Source organism: Nocardia sp. NPDC051570 (genome assembly GCF_044454005.1).
Lineage (GTDB): Bacteria > Actinomycetota > Actinomycetes > Mycobacteriales > Mycobacteriaceae > Nocardia.
In genome coordinates this window covers 339,128-365,109 of sequence record NZ_JBITDI010000009.1, presented here as the reverse complement: position 1 = coordinate 365,109, position 25,982 = coordinate 339,128, and the positions used below count along the sequence as shown (strand labels likewise).

The following is a 25,982-nucleotide window of genomic DNA, read 5'->3' as shown; positions in this document are numbered from 1 at the left end:
GGTCGCCCCGCCTATGCGTTTAGACGCATCGAGTCCGCGGGTGGTTCCAACGTTCTAGATTGCCACATCGCGGCAATCTAGAACGAAGGAGGCTAGCGAGGGTGATCTATGCGCGGCCGAGCCTGTCGTCCCTCAGACCAGCGGCGAACGCGTCCCACTCGCTCGGAGCGAAGATCAGCGCCGGACAAGCGGGATCCTTGCTGTCACGCACCCCGACCATCCCGCGTTCGAGGAAGGCGACTTCGACACACTCCGTACCTTGGCTGCTGTAGCTGCTCTTGAACCACTCGGTATCCGAAGTATTCACCGAGGCAACTCCTTCATGATCTTGGACAGATACGCCCGAGTCTTGGTGTCGCTCAACGCGGACCGCTCGATGTCGGCCCAAGATCGACGATACCGCTGAACTTGGTCACGTGACTCAAAGTAAAGAGCGCTACCCGCTCCGGCATCGACGTATGCGACCGGAGGTGCCGGTCTGAGGTCTGAGGCCCCGGCGAATTCAAGGATGATGAAGGACCCGCTCTCGGTACCGCGATATATCCCGGATCCGAAGGGTACGAGGCGGATTCGGACGTTGGGCAAGGCAGATACTTCGAGTATTCGACGAATCTGGCCCTCGGCAAGACGGGGGTCGTCGAGCAGGCGACGGATGACGTTCTCGTCGAGAATCACGTCCAACTTCGGCTTGGATTCGGTTAGAACGGCGGCTTGCCGACGCATGCGCATCTCGACGTGGCGCTCAACCTCTTCGGGAGTCAGATTGGGACTCGTACTGAGCAGCGCGCGAGCATAGTCCGCCGTTTGCAGCAATCCCGGGATGCGAGCCCCTTGATACATCGTGAGAGAGGTCGCCGCACCTTCCAGAGTGATGTAGACATCCAGCTTGTTGGCCGACACGACATCGCCGAAGTCGTACCACCAGCCACGCGCCAACTCTGCCTCTGCCGCAAGCGTTTGCAGGTTCGCCCTGACATCCGCCGCAGCCCGGTAGATATCGCACAGCTTGTCTATATAGATCGGTTTCAACTTGCAAGGTTGCCCTTTGAGCATCTTCGACACGGTCGTGTGGTGCAGGTTCACCTGCTCCGCAACGTCCTTGATGTACAACCCCGAATCCTGATGCAGTCTGGCCAGGATGTTCGCCACCTGACGACGAGGAACCGAAGGTACGGCTGGCTGTGCTGGCATGGCTGGCCCCCTTGTTCTGATCAGCGAATACGTCGGAAATCGTTGGAGTGCATCGTTTTTTCGAAGCGAAGAGATTTCCGGGCAACGATTGCGGAATCCACCCATTAGGTGTGAGCTGGAACATACACCCGCCAAGACGGCCATCACAAGCATCACCGACCGCGCTATAGCCATTTCAAATCGCTTGTACACCAAGACAACACGCAGCCCGCTGCGTGAATTCGAACCTGCCCACAGGGAGGTGTTCCGAATGACCGCCGAAGCACCCGACGGCATCACCGAACGAGTCCGCTATTACCGGACGATCTGCGGACTCCCCTGCGGTCCGCACGCCAATTCGGGGCGAATCATCCTGCGCACCTGGGATATCGGCGCCATCACGCTGCCGATGCCGCTGGGCGAGGGCGTGCATGAGCATTTGGTCGCCGCGAATACTCCGGGGCCGGTGATCGGGCACGATAACGATCGCTGGACTCTGCTCACACGTCCGCATCGGCTGGATGGCGACATGATGCTGGCCGCTCGGCTGCACGCGATCAACGCGCACCTCGTCCCGTGCGGGGCGACCGTATTGCTGCCCGGACCGGACGATGAGGCCGCGCGGCGGATGCGCTGGATCCTCAAGCCTCGGGACATGTTTCGCCCGGCCATGGAGACCGTGCTCGCGGCGCTGGACTACGTCGTGGAGGCGGGGCGATGATCATCTCCGCGGGGAACGGCACGCGCCGACTGTTCCAGACCGAGATCTCCGCGGGGCGCTGGGCGGTGTGGACGGGGACCGCCGATTCCCCGGACTCCATCAGGGTCCAGCGCATCCGCAACAGCTGGTCGGTGGTGCCGGGGGTGCTGTGGGCGCAGCCGACACCGAGTGCGGGGCTGCCGCGCGGCATGATCGCCTTTCCCTGCGAACACGAGCCGTCGCTCGATTACCTGCGGCGGCATCTGCCCGCCGAATGGTCGCCGCTATGGGAGGCCATCGAGGCGGAATTCTCCGCGTGGGCCGAGGGCGCGGGATGACGGGCATACCCATACCTGTTGGCTATATTCGGTGGCGATCCTCATGCAGACGCCATGGCTAGCGGTCATTTAACCTGGGACTGTGCCCTCGGGCATTTCGGGCGCAACGAGGCGTTCCCACGAGAAAGCAGACGCCGATGATCCTGCTGGCACAGCTCAGCGACACCCACTTCGACCTGCGCGCGCACAATACCGAGCGCGTCGAGCGGGTCATGGGATATCTGGCCGAGCTACCCCGACGACCCGACGCCATCCTCGTGACCGGGGATATCGCCGACTCCGGCAAGGTCGAGGAGTACGAGCAGGCCCGCGCCGCGCTGCGGGCCGATGTGCCGCTGTGGGTGCTGCCGGGCAATCACGACGACCGTGGCAACCTGCGCGAAGTGCTGCTGGGCGAGCCGGCCTCCTACGCGCCGATCAACCGGGCACTGCGGCTGGACGGGCTGACCGTGGCACTGCTGGATTCGACCATCCCCGGCGAGGGCGGCGGCGAACTGGCCGAACAGACCTACACCTGGCTGACCGATCTGCTGCGCGAAACCCCTGCCGACACTTCGGTTCTGGTGACCATGCATCATCCGCCGCTGCCGATGTACAGCACGGTCGTCGATCCGATCCGGCTGGCCAATCCGGATCGGCTGGAACGGATCGTGGCCGCCGACGACCGCATCATCGGCGTGCTGACCGGCCATATGCATTCCATGGGCGCCACGCTGTTCGGCGGACGCCAGCTGATCGTCGCACCGAGCATCGCCTCGCAGATCGGCGGCATCTGGGAGGTCGGCGCACCGGGCCAGGTCCCGATCGATTACGCACCCAATCCGGCACTGATCCTGCACACCATCGACGACCGCCGCCTCACCTCGATCCTGCGCGCGGTGCCCATGGGCGGCTGGATCGGCGTACAGCCCGAATAGATCGGCAGCAGCGCCAGAACTGTGACCGATCCGAACACCGTGCAGTACCGAATACTTGGAGTACGTCGGCCGATTCATCCGGCCACATGACGGCTCGCTGGTTGCACGACACCCATCCCCACCATCTTCGCGCGGTCGAATCCTCTACTGCTCCATAGTGATTCGATGCTGCGGGCGGTACTACAAGGAGGACATTCGATGGCATTCACGATGGCTAAACGTGTTCTTTCAATGGCGACCCTCGCGATCGGGGTGACACTCGGCGGGCTGGGTTCATCGCTCCCCGTGGCGCATGCGGATCCGACCGGGAACGCCGAGCAGTTGCAGCAGGAGCAAGCGGCCAAGAACGATGGGTCGTGGTCGAGGATTGCGAATTTCATCTGCAGCATCAAAGACCCCCGAGGGAACAAACTGAAGAAATCGCAGGAAGATATGACAGACGATGAGGTGGCCGCGCTTTACGAGGCATACAAGCTGAGTCCGCTGGATTTCGGCGCGTATGATCCCTATCGAGCCGCCCGACGCGACGCCTTAGGCATAGTAGGAATAAAGATACCGGGTAAGCAAAATCTGGCAGATGAGCTTCGCATCGCACAGTGGGCGCTGTGCAACGTAGATGAATACCGTCGAACATACCTGGCGGAACTCAGGAGCTATGAGGAGAAGTACGGCAAGAAGATGAAGAAAGGCTACGAAGACGACGAGTCGATTCGCGCACTCTATGACAAGAAAATGGAGATGTATCTGACAGTAATCAGGAAGCACAATAAAGACGACGACGAAGACCTCTGAACCCAGGTCGACCTCGGACGTCCCGAGCGATAGCCCAATGCCGAGACCACTCGAACGTGCTCTGGAGTGGCCCCAACCATGACAGCAGTGGTTGGTCGGTCAAAGTGTTTTCCCTTGACCGTGACTATGCTGATAAACACACACTGCATCCGAGTCCCCCTACGTTCCCGGCGCGCTTTTCGCCGGAACCTCCCTCCGGTAAGCCGAGGGCGTCGTCCCCGTCCAGCGTTTGAACGCGTAGATGAACGTCGACGCCTCGGCATAGCCCAGCCGAATTGCGACATCGCTCACCGAAAGTGGTGTGGCGGTGAGCATTTCCTCCGCCAGCGCTCGGCGCACCTCGTCCAGCAGCGCGCGGTAGCTGGTACCGGCCGAATCCAGATGGCGGCGCAGGGTGCGCGTGCTCATGTTGAGATCCTTTGCGACGAAGTCGATTCCGGGCGGTGCGGCATAGCCGTCGACTCCGCCGCGCGGGACCAGGCGCTCGCGCACCTCGGCGGCGATACCGGTGCGGGCGCGGCGGCGGTGCACCAGATCGCGGCACTGAGCCAGACACATGGCCCACGTGTGCTCGTTGGCCTGGGGTAGCGGCTTGGTCAGCATCTCCGGGTCGAGAGCGAACAGGTTGTACGGTCCCCCGAAATTCGGCCGCACCCCGATGATCTCGGCGAGTCGATCGGCGTATTCCGGTTCGGCGAAGTCGAATTCGGCTCGCTTCAGCCGCAGCGGCCGCCCGAGCAGATCGCTCATCACCTGATGCATGGCCAGCACGTCGCGCTCGACGAGAAAGCGGCGCACATCGGGCGGCACCTGCTCGTCGTGGATCCATGCGGTGAATTCGCCGGGCTCCCAACGAGTCACCGGGATGCAGAAGGTGAAGCTCAGTTCCAGATAGCGCATGGCGAGCGAAATCGCCTCGCCCAGTGTGGGACTGGAGACGCAGGCGAAGCCGAAGATGCCGAAGGTGGTGATGCGGTAGCGGCGGCCGACCTCCATGCCCAGCGCCGGTCGCTCGGCGGCGAGCGCGCGAACCAGATTGCGGATCACCGCCAATTCGGTGTGCGCGTCGATCTGGGCGTCGGGATCGGCGAGCGCGCGTTCGGTCAGTCCGGTGCCGCGCAGCATGCGCGCGGTCGGGACGCCGTGCTCGCGCGCGTAGCCGACCATGAGGGCCGCACTCGCCACGCCACGCGGGAAGTCCCAGTTCCGGATCACCGGCTGCTGTACGGTCGCCATCCTCCGATTATGGCCGGAAATGCCGATTCTCCGGCATTGCCCGGGCCGGAACCCGCGGCGGGATCGAGCTGGCAGACTTGATTTCGTGACCGCTCCATCCGACGTCGGCGACGTTGCCTCGCCCAGCCATGGCCCGTTGCGACCGATCGAGCTCGCCACCGGGGCGGTGCTGGGCGGTGTGACCATCGGTCTGGTGACGCTCGGTTCGGTGGTCCCGGCCGCGGCGGGGCTCAATCTCATCGCGGCCGTGCCACTCGGTCTGCTGGCACATCGCTACCGACTGCGCGCGACGGTCGCCGCGACCGCGGCCGCGATGCTGGTCACCTTCGTCGCCGCCGGACTGCTCCCGGCCGGGGCGCTGCTGGCCGCGGCGACGATCGGCGGCATCATCGGCACGGTCAAGCGTCGCGGCGGCGGCCTGCCCACGGTCCTCGGCCTGTCGATCGCCGCGGGCGTGGTGTGGGGAGCCATTCCGATCGGCCTGCTGCTGGTGTTCGGGGAGACGCGCCGGCTGCTGTTCGACAACGTGCGCAACACCGCGAACGGCGTCGCGAAGATCCTCGAGCGGCAGCCGCAGCTGGAATCGATCGGCCGGGCCGTGATCCACATCGCCGATCTGGCACTGCGCTGGTGGTGGCTGTATATCGGCGGCGGCGCATTCGTCGGGGTCATCGTCACCGCGCTGCTGTCCTGGTACTTCCTCGGCTCGGTGCTGGACCGGTTGACCTGGCTGCCAGGCCGGGATCGGCTCGACGCGCCGCGCGACGATCGACCGATCGAACCGCTTCCGGTCACCCTGCGGCAGGTCGGTTTTCGCTATCCGGGCGCCCGCGCCGAGGCGCTGCGCGATATCGATCTCACGGTGCGGGTCGGCGAATTCGTCGCGATCGTCGGCCACAACGGATCCGGCAAGTCGACGCTGACCCGGGTGCTGGCCGGACTGCCGCCGACCGGCGGCACGGTCGAGCGGCCCGGTTCGGCGGGGCTCGGCCTGCTCGGCGGGACCGCATTGGTGTTGCAGCGCCCGGAGAGTCAGACCCTCGGCGTGCTGGTCGCCGACGATGTGGTCTGGGGTCTGCCGCCGGAACTCGCCGCACAGGTCGATGTGGGCGCGCTGCTGCGCGAGGTCGGCCTGGGCGAATTGGGGCGCGCGGAGACCGCGACGCTGTCCGGCGGGCAGCAGCAGCGCCTGGCCGTCGCCGCCGCGCTGGCCCGCCGCCCCGCGCTGCTCATCGCCGACGAGGCCACCTCGATGATCGATCCGGACGGCCGCCGCGAACTCGTCGCGTTGCTGGCCGATCTGCCGAGACGGCATCCGATGGCGGTCGTGCTGGTCACCCATCATGAGGCCGATGCCGCGGCGGCCGACCGCGTGGTGCATCTGGCCGAGGGCCGGGCGGTGGACCGACTGCCCAGTTGGCCACGCCCCGTGCGGGATCCGCGCCGGCGGCCGATGGGTGATGCGGTGCTGGAGCTGCGCGAGGTCCGCCACACCTACAACCGTCGCACCCCGTGGGCCGCGCCCGCCCTGCACGGCGTGGATCTGACGGTCCGCCGCGGCGAGGCGCTGCTCATCGTCGGCGGTAACGGATCGGGCAAGTCCACCCTGGCGTGGATCATGGCCGGGCTGATCGTGCCCACCGCGGGCCGCTGCGAACTGCGCGATTCCGCCGCCGCGCGGCCGGTGCACCGGCGAATCGGCGGGGTGGCGTTGGCCTTCCAGCATTCCCGCCTGCAGCTGCAGCGCGAGACCGTGGGCGAGGAGATCCAGGACTGGGGTGAGCACGGGACCGGTTCGGGCGCGGTCGGGCGCGCGCTGGACGCGGTCGGTCTGGATCGCTCCTTCGCGTCGCGCTCGATCGAGGAGCTGTCCGGCGGACAGGCCAAGCGGGTGGTGCTGGCGGCCATCGTCGCGAGCCGGCCGCAGGTGGTGGTGCTGGATGAACCGCTGGCCGGGCTCGATCCGCAGGGCCGCGCCGAGATGGTGGAACTGCTTGCGCGACTTCGCGATTCGGGCCTGACGCTGATCATCATCTCGCATGATGTCGATGATCTGGCGGGTGTGTGCGATCGGACGGTGCACTTGCGGTCCGGACGCCTCGTCGATCCGCTCGCCGCGGCCGCCGCGCCGCTCGCCCATGATCCGATTCGGTACGCGACGGGAGATTCGCGATGAGTATGGTGCTGCTGCGCCAGGTCCCGGTCGACAGTCCGGTGCACCGGCTGTGGGCGGGGACCAAGATGATCGCCGCCTTCGCCGTGAGTGTGGTGCTGATGTTCCTGCCCGCGTGGCCGGTGCTGGGTGTGATGGTGGCCTTCCTGATCGCGGTCATCGTGGCGGCCCGGCTGCCGCTGGGCACGCTGCCGCGGTTGCCGTGGTGGTTCTGGGCGCTGATGGGTGTGGGCGCGCTGTTGACCATCCCCGGTGGTGGCGTCGCGCTGGTGCGCTTCGCGCAGGTCACTCTGTTCGGGCTGATCCTGTTGACGGTCTCGTTCCTGATCGCCTGGACCACGCCCATGGGCGAGATCGCCCCCGCCCTGGCCACATTGGGCGCGCCGCTGCGCCGCCTGCGGATTCCGGTGGACGAATGGGCCGTGGTGGTGGCGCTGACGCTGCGCGGACTGCCGCTGCTGCTGGAGGAGATGCGGCTGTTGCGCGCCGCGCGGCGACTGCGGCCCAAGAGCGGTCTGCTGCAGCGCGCCACCGATAATCCGCTGGTCGATATCCTCACCGCGGCCATGGCCGTATCCACCCGTCGCGCGGGGGAATTGGGCGAGGCGATCACCGCGCGCGGCGGCATCGGACAACTCACCGCCACTCCGAGCGCGCCCGGACGCCGGGACGTGGCCGCGCTCGCGGTGGTGTTCGTCGTCTGCGCGGGTTCGGTCGCAATCGCTTTGATTCGGTAGGGCAAACTGCTCGGTCCGCGAAACACGCTGTGATAACCGGAATTTCATGGTCTGGACGCCCGCAGTGAAGGTACGGTTACATCGAGAGTAGGCCGCAGCGCGGCCGCGCGCGCATCGGGGTGGTGAGACGTATTACGGGGGTTATCCGAGTCCTTTCTGCGCGCGTTCTCTCGCGGCGGTTCGATCGTTCGCCGGACACCTGATGAAGATTGGAATACCGGAATGAATCTGCACAAGCTCACTGCCGCCGTGGTCCCGGCGGTCGTGGCCGTGACCCTCGGGGCGGGTACGGTCCATGCGGATGCAGGTGCGCCCGAGGTGCGCTATGAAGCCAAGTTGGTGGGCAATGTCGTCGAGACCACCCTGGACGGTGGGTTCTTCCAAGTGGCCGACGATCAGCAGACCGTGGCGGTCAAGGACACCACCGGCAACACGCTGGTGATCCTGCCGCTGTCGTTCCGGCAGGATGGCCTGGAATATCCTCTCGGCCAACAGGTTCGCGACTCCGGCCGCGTCCTGGATCTGACCGTTGTCAAGAATGCGGCCGCGGCCCGCCCGGCGCCGACGGCGACCCCGGTGGCCTCACCGGCCGAGAATCAGCGCGCGATGGACGCGTTCGCCACCCAGTTCGGCATCGGCACCGCGATCGGCGGATTCATCGGCACCGCGGTCGGCGCGGTGGCCGGGGCCGTCATCGGCCTCGCGGGCGGACCGCTCGATCTGGCCGCCATCGTGACCGGCGCCGCGATCGGCGGCATCGTCGGCACGCTGGTCGTGGGCGGCCCGACGCTGATCATCGCCGGTATCGACCTGATCAATACGCTCGTCGCGCCGCCGGGTACCACCAAGTGGATGGATACCACCGGGCGCTGAGCGCACGACTCGCCCGCGCCCGGCTCAATTCACCCGACAGCCGGGCGCGGGCGGGATCCCCGCGAAGCGGTCGGACAGATAGTTCATGCCGCCCAGGAATTCACCGGCCGCGCCGCCGTTATGGGTCGGGAACGGCGAATGGATGGCGGTGAGTGTGGCGCCGCCCGCGCAATAGCGATCGACGAGCTGCGAGAAGCCGCGCACGGGAATCACGTCGTCGGTGATGCTGTGATAGAGGTACAGCGGCGAATCCGGGGTGATCGCGCCGAGTTCGTTGGCGCCTGTCGCGGCACGAAAGGCCGGGCTTGCCAACACATTCGGCACGTTGGCGAAGTCGTCGACGTGTGCGCCGATGTACTTGGGCACCAGATCCGATCCGCAGGCGGAGGCGTTCTCCGCCAGCGCGGCGCGGCCGCGATCGTTGAGCAGATCGGCGAGGCCCGTTTCGGGTTCGTTGCGGGCGAAGGTGAGCAGAATCAGCATGGCCAGGCCCGCCTGCGGTCCGCCGTCGACTCGCTGGGCGAGCGCGGGGATATCGGCCGGTATGCCGCCCGCGGTGATTCCGGCGAAGACCACATCCGGCGCATAGCTGGGGCGCAGTTGCGCGGCCCACAGCGTGGCGAAGGCCGCGCCTGAATAGCCGTATGCCCCAACGGGACTCGCCGGAGTGATGCCAGCCGGGCCGAAGGAGCGCGCGGCGCGGATGCCGTCCAGCACGCCGTGCCCGGCGTTCACGCCGTCGAAGAAGCGTGAGTTCGGACCCTCGTAATCGCTGACCACGACGGCCCATCCACGGCTGAGCGTATCGGTCAGGAACGGCACATCGATCATGGTGTTGATCACGCCGCTGTCGCGCCCGCCGCCCAGCGCGTAGGACGGGGCGCAGCGGGTGCCGAGGCTGTCCTCGGGAATCTGATAGGACAGCAGCGGGCGCGGGCCCGCGAACGGCACCGGCGAAACCAGTACGGTCGCCACGTCTGCGGCGGCATGTCCCCTGGAATCGGTTGTGCGATACCGCACCTGCCATGCCGAGACCGGAATCGGCAGGCCGAACAACGCGATCGAGCGCGAGCCGAGCACCGCGCCATTGGGATGGGATGCCAGATCCGCGGGCGCCGCGTAGAAGGGATCGTCGTCGGGGAACGGAATATCGGCCCGGGCAACGGGTATCGACAGCGTGGTCAGCAGCGCCACCGCCGTGCCCACCAGCGCGGCCGACCACGCTCGCCGCACCGCCATCACCGCACCGACCCGCACACGACGACCCCGCTCACCCGATAGTTGATCGAAAATAGCTGCGCGCCAACGACTCCTCAGATACGCCAATAGAGGATGCCCGGATCTCATCGCGCCTCCCACGTCCGTTCCCACCGACGCGCAGGCACCTCATGCGCCGGCCCAACCGACCGCATCCCACCATCGGGAAATCACGGTATCTCCGCGAAACGGGCAGGTCAACGACCGCCAACGGGATTTCGCACGATTGCGAAGATTGCTCCCCTTCCGTAACCGAACTCCCGGCGTCGTCATCTCCGCGAAATATCACCGCCTACAGGTAGATTGGCGATGACCACTGCGGCGAACGGAGGCGGTATGCGCCACGGTAACGGGCTCGACATTCCGGAGGGTCTCGGCGATCTCTGTTCGCCGGACCGGATGGCGGTGATCGTCTACGACATGCAGGTCGGCGTGCTGTCGCAGCTCGACGACGGCGATGAGACCGTCGGGCGGGTGGTGCGGCTGGTCGAGGCCGCGCGGCGTGGCGGATATCCGGTTATCTTCCTGCGGCATATGTTTCTGCCCAAGCGGCTCAGCGGTCGGTTCGCGCTGCGGATGGCGATGGCCTGGCAGGGCGTCGATTCGGTGGAGGCGGTGACACCGATTCTGCAGCGGGACAGTTCCGGTTTCCAGCTGATTCCGCAGTTGCGGCCCGGGCCGGATGAGATCGTTTTCGACAAGACGAGCATGTCGGCGTTCGAGGGGACGCCATTGGCTTCGACGTTGCGCGATCTCGGGATCGTTTCCTATGCGATTGCGGGGGTAGCGCTGGAGATCGGTATCGCGCCGACCGTCGCGCACTCCACCGATCTGGGGTTCATTCCGGTGGTTGTCGAGGATGCGTGCGGCGGTAAGGACAAGGCGGCCATGGCCCGGGCGTTGGACGACTTCGATTTCCAGGGGAATGTGGTGCGTACCGATGTGGAAAACATTGTGCCGCTGTTGGAGAGGCCCTAATCCGAGGCCGGGATCCAGGCCGGGTGCCACAGGCGGCCGGATTCGGTCCAGTTCATGTAGCGGACGGTGCCTGTGAGGGTGGGGGTTACCCAGACCGCGTCCTTGCGTTCGTCGGGGGTGAGGTCGTTGTCGAACGGGATGGTCTTGCGTTCCAGGCGGTGTAGCCGGGTGGCCAGTTCGGCCATCTCCTGCTCGCTGAATCCGGTGCCGACGCGGCCGACGTAGTAGAGCCGTCCCTCGTGCGGGACGCCGACCAGCAGTGAGGCGAATTGCCGTGCGCCGCTGCGTCGATAGCCGCCGACCACGACCTGCTGGGTGCGCCAGTTGCGGGTCTTGACCCAGGAGTGGCCGCGTTTGCCCGGCAGGTATACCGAATCCCTGCGCTTGGCGATCACGCCCTCCATACCGTGTTCCTGGCTGTACCGCAGCGCATTCGCGCCCGGACCGTCCAGGCGCGGCGGCACCACCAGCGACGGCGCGCGTCCGGCCAGCGCCTCGAGCACCCTTCGGCGATCCGAATAGCGTTTGCGCAGTAGCGATGTCCCGTCCAGGTACAGCACGTCGAAGGCGACGAATCCGGCCTGTGCCGCATCCGCCTGCAACAGACCGAGATTGGCGATGCCATGGTCGTCGAACACCACGGCCTCACCGTCGAGAACCACGCTGTGCCCGGCCAATTCGCGGCCGAGCGCGGCCAGGCGGGGATAGCGGCCGGTGACGATCAGGCCCTTGCGGCTGCGCAGCGTGACCGCGCCGTCGTCGATCTCGGCGATCAGCCGGAAGCCGTCCCATTTGGTCTCGAACGCCCATTCGTCGCCGTCGAGATTCGATACGTCGCCGGGCGTGGCCAGCATCGGGGTCAGCCCGCGCGGCAGCTCGACCGGCCCGGCCTTACGGCCCGCATTCTCGCCGTTGTCCGCCGTGGGCGCGGGCTTCATCAGATGCATGAGCCACTGATTGCCGTTGGTCTGGATGAGGGCATAGCGGCCGTCGAGGCGGGTGCCGTGCAGCCGGACGATGACCTCGTCCTCGCGCCACTTCTCGGTGTCGTAGGTGCCGCTGTCCCAGACCGTCATCTCCCCCGCGCCGTATTCGCCCCGGGGGATGGCGCCGTGGAAGTCCAGATACTCGAGCGGATGGTCCTCGGTGTGCACGGCCAGCCGGTTCTGGTCGCTGGCGGTGGGCGGGCCCTTGGGCACGGCCCAGGACACCAGGACTCCGCCGCGCTCCAGCCGCAGATCCCAATGTAGCCGCCGCGCATGATGTTCCTGGATGACGAACCGATTGCCCGTGCTCTCGCCCGGCGGCTCGGACGGGACCGGCTCGGGTGTGCGGGCCGGATCACGCATCGAGCGATAGGTGTGCAGCGGATCGGACACCTGTTGTCCCAGTGGCGAATCCAGTCCGTCGAGCAGATCGCCGCGCTCGTGCCAGCGGGCCAGTACCTCGTCGAAGGTCAAGTGCCGCAGGCGTTTACGGCGCTCGATCTCGGCCCAGGTGCGCGGCGCGGCGACCGTCGGATGAGTGCGGCCGCGCAGTGAATACGGCGCGATGGTGGTCTTGGACGGATTGTTCTGGCTCCAGTCCAGGAAGATCTTGCCGGGGCGGGCCGATTTGGCCATGGTCGCGGTGACCAGCTCGGGATGCAGGCGTTCGAGTCCGGTCGCGAGTTGTTTGGCGACGGTGGACGCGCCGCCCGGGCTGAGCTCCCGGTCCAGCGGCACATAGACATGGATGCCCTTGCTACCGCTGGTCACCGGATAGGCCCGCAGGCCCATATCGGCGACCGTCTCGCGGATCCACAGCGCCACCTGCGCGCATTCGGCCAGGCCCGTCTCGGGGCCCGGATCCAGATCGAAGACCAGCCGGGTGACCGGGCCCCGCTCGTCGTCGGCGAAACGCCATTGCGGCACATGGATTTCCAGCGCGGCCTGCTGCCCCAGCCAGGCCAGCCCGGCCACCGAGTCGATGAGCGGATAGACCACCCGGCGATCGGAATGTTCGACCTGCTGCCGGTGGATCCAGCTGGGCGCGTGCGCGGCGAGATTCTTCTCGAAGAACGACGGCTCGTCGACCCCGTTGGGCCAGCGTTTGCGGGTGACCGCCCGACCGGCGATATGCGGCAGCAGCGCGGGCGCGATGGTGGTGAAGTAGTCGATGACCTCGCCCTTTGTGGTGCCTGTCGCTGGATACAGCACCTTGTCGAGGTTGTTCAGCTCAACCTCGACACCCCCGAAATCCCGGTGGGACACCATATTCGAAGTTTAGAGGGCGGCACCGACAAGACAGGCCGCTCGCGAGGCGAACGGCCTGTCAGGGCGGGGAATCAGCCTTATTGTGCGGGCGGTTCCGGGGCGGGCGGCGTCTCCGGCTGGTCCCGTTCGGGGATCGCGTTCTTGAGGGCGTCCGCGCCCTTTCCGATCTGGTCGGAGTACTTGCCCCCGGTCTTCTCATCGATGAACCCCCCGGCCTTGTCCACGGCTTCGTGGATCTTCTCGGCGTTTTCGGAGGCCGCCTCGCGACCCTTCCCGACCAAGCCCTTGAGAGTTTCCATCAGACTCATCAGTCCAACTCCTCACTTATCGGTCTTCGTCACTGCCTCCGGACATCCTCCCACCACGGGACCTGCGGCGATAGCGCATTGACATCGATACGCTGGCCCGGCAGCGGCACCGCGACCGTGGTTCCGGCTGCCTTCGCCGCGGTCACCAGCCGCTGCACGGGCTCCGACCAGCCGTGGAAGGCCAGGTTGAAGGTCGCCCAGTGGATCGGCACCAGCAGTCCGTAGCCGGGTTCGCCGCCGCAGACATCGGCATGCGCCCGGACCGCCTCCTCCGGATTCATATGCACATCCGGCCAGTGCACGTCGTAGGCGCCGATCGGCAACAGCGTGAGATCGAACGGGCCCGATGTCGCGCCGATCGCAGCGAAGGCCGTGGTGTAGCCGGTATCGCCGCCGAAGTAGACCCGCCGCGTCGGCCCGGCGATCACCCACGACGCCCACAGCGTGGTGTTACGGATCAGGCCGCGGCCGGAGAAGTGCCGGGCCTCGGTGCAGGTGATGACCAGATCGTCCGCGCCGGGACCGGTGCCGGTCAGGCAATACGAAGCGCCCCAATCCAATTCGACGATCCGCCGCTCGGGCACCCGCCATTTGCGCAGATGTGCGCCGATGCCGATCGGCACCACGAACGGCGCATCCTGCGAACGCACCAACTCCCGCACGGTTTCCCGGTCGAGATGGTCGTAGTGATCGTGCGAGATGACGATCGCGTGCACCGGCGGCAGCTCCGACAGCGGCGCGGGCGCCGGATGCAGCCGGGCCGGACCGACGACCGGGGACGGCGAAACCCGTTCGCTCCATACGGGATCGGTGAGAATGCGGTATCCGTCGACCTCCACCAGCACCGAGGCATGGCCATACCAGGTGACCGCCAGCGCACCGGCCCGCTCGGGAACTTCCGGTGTGGCGAGCGGGATCGCGCCCAGCGGCCGCCCGACGCCCTGCCGGGTCAGGGCCGAAAGTAGCAGCGACACAGCCGATCCCGGCGCAACCTGGGTGCTCGGCTCGGTGTTGTGGAACTGCCGGTTGCGATAGCGGGCCGAGGCGACCGCGACGGGCGCGATCGCCGAGACCGAAGCGCCCATGGCCGAGGGAATCCCCCAGGCCGCCCGCACGACCCAGGTCAAACCCATGGCCCCGGCAACTCCGACGGCCGCCCGGCGCGCGAGGCCGAGCACGGTGGTGGCGCCCATCATCGTCCCTCGAACCTGGCCGCGCGCTTCTGTTCCCGGGCCGCCCGCGCCTCCTGGGCGTCGGCGCTGGACCATGCGGCCGCCAGGGCGGCCGACTGCTCCGGGGTGGCGTCGCCGCGGGTGCCGTCGTCGTTGAGGACCAGTTTCAGATGTCGCAGCGACAGCGGGGCCAGTTCGGCGATCGACTTGGCCCAGGCCTGCGCGTCCTCGAGCGTGCCGATTCGATTGGCGTAGCCGAAAGCGTAGGCGTCGGAGGCGGATACCTGTTCGGCGCCCAGCAGGATGGTGCGCGCCGGGCCGCCGCCGATGAGCGCCGCCAGCCGCCGGACGGTCCAACCGTCCACGGACAGGCCCAGTTTCGCGGCGGGGATCGCGAGGAACGAATCCGGGCTCATCACGCGCAGATCCGCGGCCAGGGTCAGCTGCACACCCGCGCCGAGCGCGCCGCCGTTGATCGCGGCGATCACCGGGACCGGCACGGATTCGACGGTCTCCAGCATGTCCATCAGGCCGCCGAGGAAGTCCTGCGAATACACCCCGTTCAGATCCGCACCCGCGCTGAAGATCGGCCCCTGACCGGTGAGCACGATGACGCGGGCCGTCTCGGCGGCCTCGCTCACGGCCTCGCGCAGCCGTGCCACCAGCTCCTCGTTGAGTGCGTTGCGGCGCTCCGGGCGCTGCAGTTCGATGGTGACCACGTCACCATCCCAGCTCACTCCCAGCATCTGGCCTCCCCAGTCATGCGGCGTCGGTTGCCCTCACTCTATGCGGCGTAAGGTTGCTTCCTCGTACCCGACGCACCCCGCGTAGGGTGACGTCGGTGACCGTTCCCGATTTCGAGATCCTGGTGATCGGTGCCGGCCAGGCCGGATTATCGGTCGCCTATCACCTGCGACGCCTCGGATTGCGGCCCGCGCGGGACTTTCTCGTCGTCGATCATGCCCCGGGCGCGGGCGGCGCCTGGCAGTTCCGCTGGCCCTCGCTGACGCTGAGCACGGTCAACGGGGTGCACGATCTGCCCGGTATGACGTTCGCCGAGACGTTGCCGGAGGGTTCGGAGAACGCGCCCGCCGCCACGGCCGTGCCGCAGTACTTCGAGCTGTACGAGAAGCGCTTCGATCTGCGGGTGCGCCGACCGGTCTCGGTGCGGGTGGTGTGCGACCGGGCGACGGCGGGCACTTGTCCGCAGGCGGAGGTGGACGGTCTGCTGCACGCCGAGACCGCGCCCGGGGCGGTCGGTGCTCCGGGTGAGCCCGAATCCCCTTATGCCCCAGTGCATTCCGGCGACATCGATGCGGGCATTCGCGTGCGCGGAATCATCAACGCCACCGGCACCTGGGATAAGCCCTTCATCCCTTATTACCCCGGTGCGGAAACCTTCGCGGGACGCCAATTGCATGCCCACGACTATCACGACGCGGCCGAGTTCGCGGGTAAGCATGTGGTCGTGGTGGGGGCGGGTATCTCCGCGATCCAGTTGCTCGACGAGATCTCACGGGTGACGACCACCACCTGGGTGTCGCGCACCGAACCTCGTTGGCGGGACGGGCCTTTCACGCCCGAGGTGGGGCGTCAAGCGGTGGCGATGGTGGAGGAGCGCGTGCGCCGCGGGCTGCCGCCGCGGTCGGTGGTGTCGGTGACCGGACTTCCGGTCGACGAGCGGGTGCGCGCCGCCCGCGCCCGCGGCGTTCTCCAGTGGCATCCGATGTTCCTGCGGATCGAACCCGACGGGGTGCGCTTCGCCGACGGCACGCTCCAGCCCGCGCAGATCATCCTGTGGGCCACCGGATTTCGCAGCGCGCTGGATCATCTGGCGCCGCTGCGGCTGCGCGGGCCGGGCGGCGGGATCACCATGACCGGCCGGCTCGCCACCCAGGTCGCCGCCGATCCGCGCATCCATCTGATCGGTTACGGACCGTCGGCCAGCACCATCGGCGCCAACCGGGCCGGGCGCGCGGCGGCCGCGGAGCTGACCGAATACCTCGGGCTCTAGTTGAACTCCACCGGGTCGAGGCCGATGCGATTGCCGGAGTCCAGGGCCGAAATGCGTTGCACCTGTTCGGGACTGAGGTCGAAGGAGAATACGTCGAAGTTCTCCTTGATCCGCGCGGGCGTCACGGACTTCGGGATCACGATATTGCCCAGCTGCAGATGCCAGCGCAGGATCACCTGCGCCGGGGTGCGGCCGATCTGCTGCGCGATCCCGGCGATCGTCGGATCCTTCAGCTCCGCACCCTGCCCCAGCGGGCTCCACGCCTCGGTCGCGATGCCGCGTTCGGCGTGATAGGCCCGCAGCTCGGCCTGGGCGAAGGTGGGGTGCAGCTCGATCTGATTGACCACGGGGATCTCGCCGGTCTCGGCGATCAGGCGGTCGAGGTGGTCGATGTTGAAGTTGGATACGCCGATCGAGCCGATCCGGCCCTGTGACTTCAGCTTCTGGAAGGCCCGGAAGGTGTCGACGTAGCGGTTGTTGCGGGGTGTGGGCCAGTGGATCAGGTACAGATCCAGATAGTCCAGGCCGAGTTTGGTCATGCTCGAGTCGAAGGCGCGCAGCGTGCTGTCGTAGCCCTGGTCGGAATTCCACAGCTTGGTGGTGACGTAGACCTCGTCGCGCGGCAGCCCGAATTCGGCGATGGCACGGCCGACTTCGGCCTCGTTACCGTAGATCGTGGCCGTATCGATGCTGCGATAACCGGCTTCCAATGCCGTGGTCACGGCCGCGACCGCATCATCTGTCGAGACCTGGAAAACACCGAAGCCGAGCTTCGGAATCACGTGTCCATCGTTCAGGACGGCCGACGGGGCTGCACTGCTCTCGCTTTTGAAGGTCACAATCCGACCGTAGAAGCGCCACGCCGAGCGGTCAAACAACGCGGACTGTGTGTTAGCCCGCGCTTGACATATTGTTGTGTTTTTACAACGCTCTGTTGTGTGAGTCCGGTAAGAAGAGGTGAAACCCTACCGATCTACAACCGCATCGCCGTCCTACGTGCCGAACATCGCATGACCCGGGCGGCGCTGGCGGAGGCGGTGAACGTCAATCCGCAGACGATCGGCGCGCTCGAGCGCGGCGATCACTATCCGAGTCTGGATCTGGCCATGCGGATCTGCGCGGTGTTCGAGCTGCCGATCGAGGCGGTTTTCTCCCGCGCCGAATTCACCCCGTCGTCGGCCGAGGTCTATGCCCGGCCGCGATCGGCGGAGCAAGTAGAGAAGGGAGGGCCATGACATCCGCGAGCATCGGTCCGCTCGATCGGCATAAGGCCGGAGGCCTGGGAGGGCTGCGGGGTTGGGGTCACTCGCACGTCGCACCATTTCTCGCGGTTCGCACCCGCTATAACCGCCCACAGGGGGTGCGAAGCATCAGAAAGGGTGCGGCTTTGCGGTGCCGCCGGGACCTGCCGGTGACGAAACCTTCGCACCCTTTCTGATGCTTCGCACCCGTTCCAGGCGCCCGCAAAGGGTGCGGAGTGCGGGAAAGGGTGCGACGTTGGGGTTAGCGGTGGGTGCCGAGGCGGCGGTAGCGGGATTGGCGGGTGGTGCGGAGGGCGGAGGTGGGGTGGTGGCGTAAGGCGGATAGTTCGGCGGCGATGGTTGTGATCATGCGGTGGGTGAATTCGGTTGGTTCGTCGGCGGCGTCGGGGTGTTCGGGGACGATGCGGTCCACTATGCCGTCGGCCAGGAGGTCTGAGGCGGAGATGCGTTGGGCTGCTGCTAGTTCCGGGGCGTGGTGGGTGTCGCGGTGGATGATGGCGCTGGCGCCCTCCGGTGGGAGTGGTGCCAGCCAGGCGTGGGTGGCGGCTAGGACTCGGTCGGCCGGGAGTAGGGCCAGTGCGCCGCCGCCGCTGCCCTGGCCGAGTAGGACCGAGATCGTCGGCGTGTCCAGGGTGACGAGATCGGCCAGGCAGCGGGCGATTTCGGGGGCGAGGCCGCGCTCCTCGGCCTCGCGGGACAGGGCCGCGCCCGCGGTGTCGATCACCAGCACCAGGGGTAGGCGTAGCTCCGCGGCCAGGTGCATGCTGCGTCGGGCCTCGCGTAATGCGGCTGGGCTCATGGTGTTTTCGCCGGTTTGGCCGGCGCGGTCGTGTCCGAAGATCACGCAGGGCTGACCGCGGAAGCGGGCCATGGCGTGCACCACGGTGCGATCGGATTCGCCTTGTCCGGTGCCGCTCAACGGGACTCGATCCGTCGCGCGGCGCAGCAGGGCCCGGATGCCGGGGCGATCGGGGCGGCGCGAAGCGAGCACCGACTGCCAGGCCGAATACGCCGACGTCGAATCTCCGCGGGCAGCACTTGGTTCGGCGAGTTCGGACAACGCAGGGACTGAGCGCCGCACCGAATCCACCCGTTCCGAATCATCCTGGGCAGCACTCGGTCCAGTGAGCCCGGACGACGCGAGCGCCGCCGAGCGCCGCACGGAATCCACCCGTTCCGAATCTCCCTGGGCGGCAATCGGTTCGGCGGGGGCGATTGCGCTGTCGACGGTGTTCAATACCCTGTGCACGATTCGGCGGAATACCGATACCGGGACCACACCGTCGATAACGCCGCTGCGGTAAAGGTTTTCGGCGGTTTGTATGCCGTCGGGGAATTGCCGGCCGTACAGTGCCGCATAGACCCGGGGGCCGAGGAATCCGATCAGTGCGCCTGGTTCGGCGAAGGTCATATGTCCCAACGATCCCCAGGAGGCGAAGACACCGCCCATCGTGGGGTGGCGGAGGTACACCAGATAGGGATGTCCGGCCGATTTGTGCGCGGCCACCGCGCCCGCGACCTTGACCATCTGCACGAAGGCCACCGTGCCCTCTTGCATGCGGGTGCCGCCCGAGGCCGGTGAGGCCAGTAGCGGGAGGCCTGATTCGGTCGCCCGCTCCACGGCCGCCACGATTCGCTCGGCCGCCGCGACCCCGATGGATCCGGCGAGAAAGCCGAATTCGCAGGCGATCACGGCCACCGGTCGTCCGCGCAGTCGGCCCGCACCGGTCAGTACCGATTCGTCGGTACCGGCTCGACGCCGCGCCGCGCGCAGTTCGGTGTCGTATTCGGGTGAGGTCGAGATCGCGAGCGGGGGCCGATCCCAGCTCTCGAACGAGCCGGGGTCGAGCAGCCCGTCCAGCAGCTCACGCGCCGAGATCGTCACGGGCGAAGCCTAACCCGGCCCACACCGCGGCCCTGGAATCCGCCGCGGTGTCGGCCTGGTCAGTAGCCCTGGACGACCTTGCGCAGTGCGTATTCGGTGACCGCGACCAGCGCCTGCTTCACCGGCTCGCGACGGCGCGCGTCCATCGACAGGATCGGCACGTCCGCCGGGACCGCCAGCGCCTGGCGGATGTCCTCGAGCGGGTACCGGGGCGCATCGTCGAACTCGTTGATGGCCACCAGGAAGGGTAGGCTCCGCGCCTCGAAGTAATCGACCGCGGCGAAGCTGTCCTCCAGCCGACGGGTGTCGACCAGCACCACCGCGCCGATGGCGCCGCGGATCAGGTCGTCCCACATGAACCAGAAGCGATACTGTCCGGGCGTGCCGAACAGGTAGAGCACCAGATCATCGGCGAGGCTGATCCTGCCGAAGTCCATGGCCACCGTGGTGGTGGCCTTCGTCGGCACCGCTGCCAGGCTGTCGACACCGACGCTGGCATTGGTCACCAATGCCTCGGTGCGCAGCGGAACGATCTCCGAAACCGCACCGACCAGAGTCGTCTTACCCACACCGAAGCCACCCGCGACCACGATCTTCGCCGAGGTGGGCTTGCTGGTGCGCGTATCGACCTGGGCCGTCGAATCAAATACGCCGGAGTCCACTGAGAACCCTTTCGATCAGCTCGCGACGTTCATCGTCGCTCGAATCGTCTTTCAAAGTCGCCGAAACTCGTACGTGGCCGGCCTCGATGAGGTCGGCCACGAGTACTCGGGCCACACCGATCGGAATACCCAGCCGGGCAGCCACTTCCGCGACAGACGGCGATTCTCTGCACAACTCCACGATTGACGTCTCGATGTTGGTGAGTTCGAACTGCCGCTCGAGGGCGACCGGATGCGATGCGACGAGCGCCTCCAACGCCAGATCCACCTTCGGCCGCGTGCGACCGGAGGTGAGCGAATACGGGCGTACGAGGCTTGGCTCGCTCCCCACGCGCTGGTTGTCTATTTCCATCCCACCATCAGGAACCCATCGTGACGCGAGGTGTGGCCTGAACGGTCTGGCCCACTCGCTCGACCAACAATGCCATCTCGTATCCCACCTGCCCGATATCGCAGGAAGTATTCGTCAGCACCGCGAGATAGGAGCCGTCGCCGACCGCCATCAGCAGTAGGTAGCCGTGTTCCATCTCGACTACCGACTGCAGCACGGTGCCGCCTTCGAACAGGTTCGATACGCCAACCGAGAGGCTGGCCAGTCCTGCGGTCACAGCCGACAGCTGCTCGGCACGGTCGACGGGCAACTGAGCGCTCGCGGCCATCAACAGACCGTCCGCCGAAACCAGCACGGCATGAGCGACGCCCGGAACCTCGTTGGCGAAGTTCGAAACCAGCCAATCCAGCTGACGGTTCGTACCACCTAGATCGGGGTTCATCGGTCTCCTTTATCTCCGGTTAGGTTCATTGCTCTGACTGCGCGGCCATCCCGGACGCCCTGCTGGTGACGACTCAGACTTGACCTGATGGATTCTGGGTCACGACGCGGTGCGTTGTCGGCATTTCCGGTGACACCACCGGGAACGAGCCGGTTGCCCGGGTTGCGCTGCGGCAGTCCGGCCGGGGTGCGCTTCTCCGGCTGTGCCTCTACGGCCCGTCGTGCCGCTTGCCAACCTTCATCACCCGGTGATTCGAAGGCAGCGGCCACTTGGGACCGGTCCGGATTTGGATCGGATAACCACGCGGACATCATCTCAGCGAAGATCGGGCTGTCCATCGAGCCCCCGGTGTCGACCGTGGGCTGCAATCGGGTCTGGAAGAACGAGGCCGCTTTCTCCGGATTGGCGCGGAAGCTGTGGCGGCCGCGCTCGCGACCGTCGCCCGCGTCGACCGACGGCCTCTCGGCGGCCGGAGCGTCCGGCTGCGGCAGGCTCAGGCCCGGCGTCGGGGCCGGTCGCGGCGGCAGACCGGCGCCCGGCTGCCGCTGGGGCAGGCCCTCCACGGCGGAGTGTCGCGGCGCCGAGCCGGAATCCCGTTGCGGCAGGCCGTTGTTCCCGCTGCCTCGCTGCGGCAGGCCATTGCCACCCGCCTCGCGGCGCGGCAGGCCGGGGTCCCGCTGCGGCAGACCGGTCACACCGGGATCGCGCGGCGGCAGCCCGGTCGCCCCGCGCTGCGGGAGGCCGTTCGCACCACGCTGCGGGAGTCCGGTGTCGCCCCCATCGCGCGACGGCAGCCCGGAATCGTTCGAACCGCGCTGCGGGAGTCCGATGGAACCCGCATCGCGCGGCGGCAGGCCGGAGTCGGTCGAACCACGCCGCGGCAGACCGGAGTCCCTCGGACCGCGCTGCGGCAGGCCGATCACGCCCGGATCCGCCGACAGCGGATCCGAACCGGTCGAACCGCGCTGCGGCAAGCCCGAATCGGTCGGACCACGCTGCGGCAGCCCGATCACACCCGAATCCCGTGCCGACAGTCCGGAATCCGCCGAACCGTGCTGCGGAAGTCCGGTGTCACCCGATTCACGCTGTGGCAGACCCGACTCACTCGAGCCGCGCTGCGGCAGCCCGGAATCGGTCAGGCGCCGCGGAAGTCCGGAATCGTTCGAACCACGCTGGGGAAGTCCGGAGTCGCGCTGCGGCAGACCCGAATCGGTCGAACCGCGCTGCGGGAGTCCGATCGAGCCCGCATCCCGCGACGGCAGGCCGGAGTCGGTCGAACCGCGCTGCGGCAGACCCGATTCACTGGGCCCACGCTGCGGCAGACCCGAATCGGTCGATCCACGCTGCGGCAGACCCGAATCGCTGGAACCGCGGCGCGGCAGACCCGATTCGGTCGAACCGCGCTGCGGGAGTCCGGTGGAACCCGAATCGCGCGGCGGCAGGCCGGAATCTGTCGAACCACGCTGCGGCAGGCCCGTGGGCCCGGCGTCGCGCTTGGGCAGTCCGTTGGCGCCCGGGTCGCGGGGTGGCAGGCTGATCGAACCCGCGTCACGTGACGGCAGTCCTGTGCTGCCGGGATCCTGCGACAGACCCGTGGGCGACGCCTCCGAATCCCGTTGCGGCAGGCCGTTGACGCCGCGCCTGGGCAGGCCACCGGCGCCCGGCTCGCGGGACGGCAGGCCGTTGGCGCCGGGCTGACGCTGCGGCAGTCCGCCCGGACCCGCCTCGCGCGGCGGCATGCCGTTGGCCGACGATTCGCGGGACAGCCCGCTGCTGCCCGGCTCGCGCTGCGGCAGACCACCGGTCGAACGATCCGGCAGGCCACCGGGCTTGGGGGCCCCCGCGGGCGGCAGGCCGGAGCCGCCCCGCTGCGGCAGGCCACCGACACCCGGTTCACGCGGCGGAAGGCCGTTACTGCCGGGCTGGCGCTGCGGCAGGCCGCCGGGGGCCGACGGCCGCGGCGGCTGTCCAGCCGCACCCGGCTGACGCTTGAGCATGTTGGCGGCCAGGCCCGGCTGTGGCTGGGCCGAACTACTGGGCCGCTGCGGCAGATTGGCGCCCGGCTGGGCCTTGGGGGCCAGCGGGCCGTGTGCACCCGGCTCCCGTTGCGGCAGACCGGTGTTGCCGTTCTCGGACTCGGTCGGACGAGCGTCGGCGAGGCCGTGCCGCACGGTCGGACCGTTCGCACCCGGCTGACGCTGCGGCAGTCCACCCGGAATCGCCGTACCGGCCTGACGCTGCGGCAGCCCGTTGGGCGGCGGGGCCGCGGCGCCGTTGGTGGTCGTACCGTTGGCGGCGGCCGCTCGATCGCGCTCACCGGCCGGAATCGGTCCGCTCACACCGGGATCGACGGTGACCATCACATTGCCGCTGGGCGTGCGGGTGACGGCGCGCATCTGCATCGAGGACGGCGTGCTGGGCGACTGCGGGCCCTGCGGGCTCGGCATCTGCTGGGTCGGCTGCGGCGGCACGGTCAGCGAACCACCGGCCGGGGTCACGATGAGCGCCTTGGGCACATGCACGGTCACGGTCACACCCGGATCGCGTGCGGTGTCGAAGGTCGGGCGCAGTCGCACGGTCAGTCCGTGCCGCTCGGCCAATCGGCCGACGACGAACAGGCCCATATGACGCGCGGTATCGGAGCCGACCTCGGCGGTGTGCTCCAAACGCCGGTTGATCTCGGCCATTTCGGTCGGCGGCATACCGATGCCGCGGTCGGCGACCTCGATGAGCAGGCCCTGATCATGCGCCTGGGCGAAGGTGAACTTGACGTCGGTCTCCGGCGGCGAGGCGCGCAGCGCGTTGTCGAGCAGCTCGGCGAACAGATGCGCCAGATCGGAGGCGGCCGGTTCGGTGATGGCGCCGCGCGGGGTGGCGCCCAGCTTCACGCGCTCGTAGTCCTCGACCTCGGAGATGGCCGCGCGCAACACGTCGGCGATCTCGACCGGCGCGGATTTGGTGCGCCGCTGCCGGGTACCGGCCAGAATCAGCAGGTTGTCGCCGTTGCGGCGCATGCGGGCCGCGAGATGGTCCAGCCGGAACAGGTTTTCCAGCAGGCGCGGATCCTTCTCGTCGTACTCCATCGCCTCGATGAGCGAGAGCTGATGGTCGACAAGTGATTTGGAGCGTCGCGCCAGGGTTTCGAACATATCGTTGACCTGGGTACGCATGGCGGCCTGGTCGGCCGCCAGACGCAGCGCCTGGCCGTGGATATCGTCGACCGCGCGGGCCAGCTGGCCGATCTCCTCGTCGGTATGCACCGGCATCGGTTCCAGCGGAACGTCTTCGGGGCTGGCGCCGTCGCGCAGCCGGGATACCTCGTGGCCGAGGTCGTGCTCGGCGACGCGCAGCGCGGCCAGGCGCAGCTTGCGCAGCGGCACGATCATCGAGCGGGCCATGATCACCGCGAGGATGAGTGCCGCGAGGATGGTGAGAACGACGATCACCGCGTAGCGGATGGCCTCGAACCGGGCGTTGTCGGCGAGGGTGTTCACCCGGGAGATGGTGTCGGCGCTGGATTTGTCGACGATCTTCTGATAGCGGTCCAGACTCTCCACCGCGGAATTACGTAGGTCCTGTAGTGGTAGCTGCCCAGTCGCGAGCTGCGGGTCGCTGACCGTCTGGATTCGCGTCTTCAGCAGTTGCTGCAGATCGGCGATGGTCGGATCGCCCTCGGGGAAGCGATGACCCATGATGTTGAGCATCTGCTGCTCGGTGTTGGAAGCGATCAGGAAGTCGCGAATCGCGTCCTTCACATTGGCCGCGTTGGCGGGGTTGCTCGGATTGGCGGGATCGGGCACACGCAGCGCCTTCGCCATCGCGGCGCTCTCCTGGACCAGCACCGCGCGGGTGTTCAGCGCGTCGACCAGGCGCAGTTTGGCCGCCTCCACGGCGGGGTCGGAGACCGTCGAGGTGATCGCCTCCGCGGTGCGGACGCTGTTCTGACGGATCGCCTCCTCCTGCACGATCGCCGCATCGATGGACGGCGCCGGCTTGGCCCCTTGCTGCCGGATCGCTCGCGCACCCGCGATCATCTGATCGATCGCGGACCGGCCGCCGGGCACGTTGTCCAGTCGGGAGGAGGCCTTCACGGCGGCCTCGATCGCGTTGTCCAGCGCGGTGAGATCCGGATCCTGGACAAGAGACTTATCGGGGCCGAGCATGATCATCTGCTCGGTGGCGACGAGACCCTGCGCACCACTGAGCTGAGTGACGGCCGGAATCGCCTGAACGTGCTTGACGGCCTCGGCGAGATCGCTCGAGTCGCTGAACTGTCCCGCAATCCTGGAGGCACCGAGGACAACCGCGACGAGGAGGGGCACGGCGAGCACCGCCGTGACCTTCCAGCGCAGGTCCCAGTTGCTAAGCGTCCAACGCTTGTTGCCGGACCTAGCGGCGTCACGCATCTCCCACTCACTTTCCAAACTGGCCCCGCCCGCGCTCCGACCGCGAGCCTCCGCGATCGCACGCGCGGCTCGGC

At 67.5% G+C, this 25,982-nt stretch carries 24 protein-coding genes; 10 read left to right on the top strand and 14 right to left on the bottom strand.

Annotated elements, in window-relative coordinates; translation table 11 throughout:
• Positions 1 to 106: 106 nt before the first annotated feature.
• Positions 107 to 307, bottom strand: coding sequence for a DUF397 domain-containing protein (locus ACIA76_RS24540; RefSeq protein WP_397154437.1), 201 nt, complete (start codon positions 305 to 307; stop codon positions 107 to 109).
• The gene (locus tag ACIA76_RS24535) at positions 304 to 1,149 is read right to left on the bottom strand and encodes a helix-turn-helix domain-containing protein (RefSeq protein ID WP_397154435.1); all 846 of its coding nucleotides are present in this window, start codon (positions 1,147 to 1,149) and stop codon (positions 304 to 306) included. Before ACIA76_RS24535 ends, ACIA76_RS24540 begins: the two co-directional genes overlap by 4 nt.
• Before the next feature lie 292 nt (positions 1,150 to 1,441).
• Here ACIA76_RS24535 and ACIA76_RS24530 point away from each other — a divergent pair, with 292 nt between their 5' ends.
• The 4 genes from ACIA76_RS24530 (at position 1,442) to ACIA76_RS24515 (ending at position 3,917) form a co-directional block, all read left to right on the top strand.
• Positions 1,442 to 1,891, top strand: coding sequence for a hypothetical protein (locus ACIA76_RS24530; RefSeq protein WP_397154433.1), 450 nt, complete (start codon positions 1,442 to 1,444; stop codon positions 1,889 to 1,891).
• A complete protein-coding gene (locus ACIA76_RS24525) occupies positions 1,888 to 2,208 on the top strand; it encodes a hypothetical protein (protein WP_397154431.1) in 321 nt (106 codons plus the stop codon). Before ACIA76_RS24530 ends, ACIA76_RS24525 begins: the two co-directional genes overlap by 4 nt.
• Positions 2,209 to 2,345: 137 nt before the next feature.
• Positions 2,346 to 3,125, top strand: a complete 780-nt coding sequence (locus tag ACIA76_RS24520) for a metallophosphoesterase (RefSeq protein ID WP_397154429.1) — start codon at positions 2,346 to 2,348, stop codon at positions 3,123 to 3,125.
• Positions 3,126 to 3,323: 198 nt separating this feature from the next.
• Positions 3,324 to 3,917: a hypothetical protein gene (locus tag ACIA76_RS24515; RefSeq protein ID WP_397154427.1), complete on the top strand. Its 594-nt coding sequence runs from the start codon at positions 3,324 to 3,326 to the stop codon at positions 3,915 to 3,917.
• Positions 3,918 to 4,076: 159 nt separating this feature from the next.
• Here the strand turns inward: ACIA76_RS24515 and ACIA76_RS24510 are convergent, their stop codons facing one another.
• Positions 4,077 to 5,153 (bottom strand): AraC family transcriptional regulator, encoded by a 1,077-nt coding sequence (locus ACIA76_RS24510; RefSeq protein ID WP_397154425.1) that lies wholly within the window; start codon positions 5,151 to 5,153, stop codon positions 4,077 to 4,079.
• A gap of 85 nt (positions 5,154 to 5,238) precedes the next feature.
• On the opposite strand from ACIA76_RS24510, the gene ACIA76_RS24505 reads away from it, so the two are divergent.
• The 3 genes from ACIA76_RS24505 (at position 5,239) to ACIA76_RS24495 (ending at position 8,936) form a co-directional block, all read left to right on the top strand.
• Positions 5,239 to 7,329 (top strand): ATP-binding cassette domain-containing protein, encoded by a 2,091-nt coding sequence (locus ACIA76_RS24505; RefSeq protein WP_397154423.1) that lies wholly within the window; start codon positions 5,239 to 5,241, stop codon positions 7,327 to 7,329.
• Positions 7,326 to 8,063, top strand: coding sequence for a CbiQ family ECF transporter T component (locus tag ACIA76_RS24500; protein ID WP_397154421.1), 738 nt, complete (start codon positions 7,326 to 7,328; stop codon positions 8,061 to 8,063). Before ACIA76_RS24505 ends, ACIA76_RS24500 begins: the two co-directional genes overlap by 4 nt.
• Positions 8,064 to 8,285: 222 nt before the next feature.
• Complete coding sequence (locus ACIA76_RS24495) at positions 8,286 to 8,936, top strand: ammonium transporter (RefSeq protein ID WP_397154419.1); 651 nt, start codon at positions 8,286 to 8,288, stop codon at positions 8,934 to 8,936.
• Between the two features lie 24 nt (positions 8,937 to 8,960).
• Here ACIA76_RS24495 and ACIA76_RS24490 read toward each other — a convergent pair whose 3' ends face one another.
• Positions 8,961 to 10,175 carry a lipase family protein gene (locus ACIA76_RS24490; protein WP_397154417.1) on the bottom strand — a complete coding sequence of 405 codons (1,215 nt, stop codon included), beginning with the start codon at positions 10,173 to 10,175 and terminating at the stop codon, positions 8,961 to 8,963.
• 327 nt (positions 10,176 to 10,502) lie between these two features.
• Here ACIA76_RS24490 and ACIA76_RS24485 point away from each other — a divergent pair, with 327 nt between their 5' ends.
• Entirely contained in the window at positions 10,503 to 11,171 is a 669-nt protein-coding gene (locus ACIA76_RS24485) for a cysteine hydrolase family protein (RefSeq protein ID WP_397154415.1), read from the top strand.
• Here ACIA76_RS24485 and ACIA76_RS24480 read toward each other — a convergent pair.
• The 4 genes from ACIA76_RS24480 to ACIA76_RS24465 all read right to left on the bottom strand — a co-directional run bounded on the left by ACIA76_RS24480 (position 11,168) and on the right by ACIA76_RS24465 (position 15,652).
• Entirely contained in the window at positions 11,168 to 13,426 is a 2,259-nt protein-coding gene (locus ACIA76_RS24480) for an ATP-dependent DNA ligase (RefSeq protein ID WP_397154413.1), read from the bottom strand. The genes ACIA76_RS24485 and ACIA76_RS24480 overlap by 4 nt on opposite strands.
• A gap of 77 nt (positions 13,427 to 13,503) precedes the next feature.
• Entirely contained in the window at positions 13,504 to 13,734 is a 231-nt protein-coding gene (locus ACIA76_RS24475; RefSeq protein ID WP_397154411.1) for an antitoxin, read from the bottom strand.
• A 29-nt stretch (positions 13,735 to 13,763) separates the two neighbouring features.
• A complete protein-coding gene (locus ACIA76_RS24470; protein ID WP_397154537.1) occupies positions 13,764 to 14,927 on the bottom strand; it encodes an MBL fold metallo-hydrolase in 1,164 nt (387 codons plus the stop codon).
• Positions 14,927 to 15,652 (bottom strand): enoyl-CoA hydratase, encoded by a 726-nt coding sequence (locus tag ACIA76_RS24465; protein WP_397154409.1) that lies wholly within the window; start codon positions 15,650 to 15,652, stop codon positions 14,927 to 14,929. The genes ACIA76_RS24470 and ACIA76_RS24465 overlap by 1 nt, the downstream gene beginning before the upstream one ends.
• Before the next feature lie 86 nt (positions 15,653 to 15,738).
• On the opposite strand from ACIA76_RS24465, the gene ACIA76_RS24460 reads away from it, so the two are divergent.
• A complete protein-coding gene (locus tag ACIA76_RS24460; RefSeq protein ID WP_397154407.1) occupies positions 15,739 to 16,920 on the top strand; it encodes an NAD(P)-binding domain-containing protein in 1,182 nt (393 codons plus the stop codon).
• Here ACIA76_RS24460 and ACIA76_RS24455 read toward each other — a convergent pair.
• Positions 16,917 to 17,759 carry an aldo/keto reductase gene (locus ACIA76_RS24455; RefSeq protein WP_397154405.1) on the bottom strand — a complete coding sequence of 281 codons (843 nt, stop codon included), beginning with the start codon at positions 17,757 to 17,759 and terminating at the stop codon, positions 16,917 to 16,919. The genes ACIA76_RS24460 and ACIA76_RS24455 overlap by 4 nt on opposite strands.
• A 99-nt stretch (positions 17,760 to 17,858) precedes the next feature.
• Between ACIA76_RS24455 and ACIA76_RS24450 the strand changes: the two genes are divergently transcribed.
• Positions 17,859 to 18,155 carry a helix-turn-helix transcriptional regulator gene (locus ACIA76_RS24450; protein ID WP_397154403.1) on the top strand — a complete coding sequence of 99 codons (297 nt, stop codon included), beginning with the start codon at positions 17,859 to 17,861 and terminating at the stop codon, positions 18,153 to 18,155.
• A gap of 268 nt (positions 18,156 to 18,423) precedes the next feature.
• On the opposite strand, the gene ACIA76_RS24445 is transcribed toward ACIA76_RS24450, so the two are convergent.
• The 5 genes from ACIA76_RS24445 to ACIA76_RS24425 are packed head-to-tail and all read right to left on the bottom strand — an operon-like array spanning position 18,424 to position 25,908.
• Positions 18,424 to 20,067 carry a carboxyl transferase domain-containing protein gene (locus tag ACIA76_RS24445; RefSeq protein ID WP_397154401.1) on the bottom strand — a complete coding sequence of 548 codons (1,644 nt, stop codon included), beginning with the start codon at positions 20,065 to 20,067 and terminating at the stop codon, positions 18,424 to 18,426.
• A gap of 59 nt (positions 20,068 to 20,126) precedes the next feature.
• Positions 20,127 to 20,729: a GTP-binding protein gene (locus tag ACIA76_RS24440; protein ID WP_397154399.1), complete on the bottom strand. Its 603-nt coding sequence runs from the start codon at positions 20,727 to 20,729 to the stop codon at positions 20,127 to 20,129.
• Positions 20,710 to 21,081, bottom strand: coding sequence for a DUF742 domain-containing protein (locus ACIA76_RS24435; protein ID WP_387367872.1), 372 nt, complete (start codon positions 21,079 to 21,081; stop codon positions 20,710 to 20,712). The genes ACIA76_RS24440 and ACIA76_RS24435 overlap by 20 nt, the downstream gene beginning before the upstream one ends.
• Positions 21,082 to 21,088: 7 nt before the next feature.
• Positions 21,089 to 21,502 carry a roadblock/LC7 domain-containing protein gene (locus ACIA76_RS24430; protein ID WP_011207200.1) on the bottom strand — a complete coding sequence of 138 codons (414 nt, stop codon included), beginning with the start codon at positions 21,500 to 21,502 and terminating at the stop codon, positions 21,089 to 21,091.
• Positions 21,499 to 25,908, bottom strand: coding sequence for an ATP-binding protein (locus ACIA76_RS24425; RefSeq protein ID WP_397154396.1), 4,410 nt, complete (start codon positions 25,906 to 25,908; stop codon positions 21,499 to 21,501). The genes ACIA76_RS24430 and ACIA76_RS24425 overlap by 4 nt, the downstream gene beginning before the upstream one ends.
• Between the last annotated feature and the right edge of the window lie 74 nt (positions 25,909 to 25,982).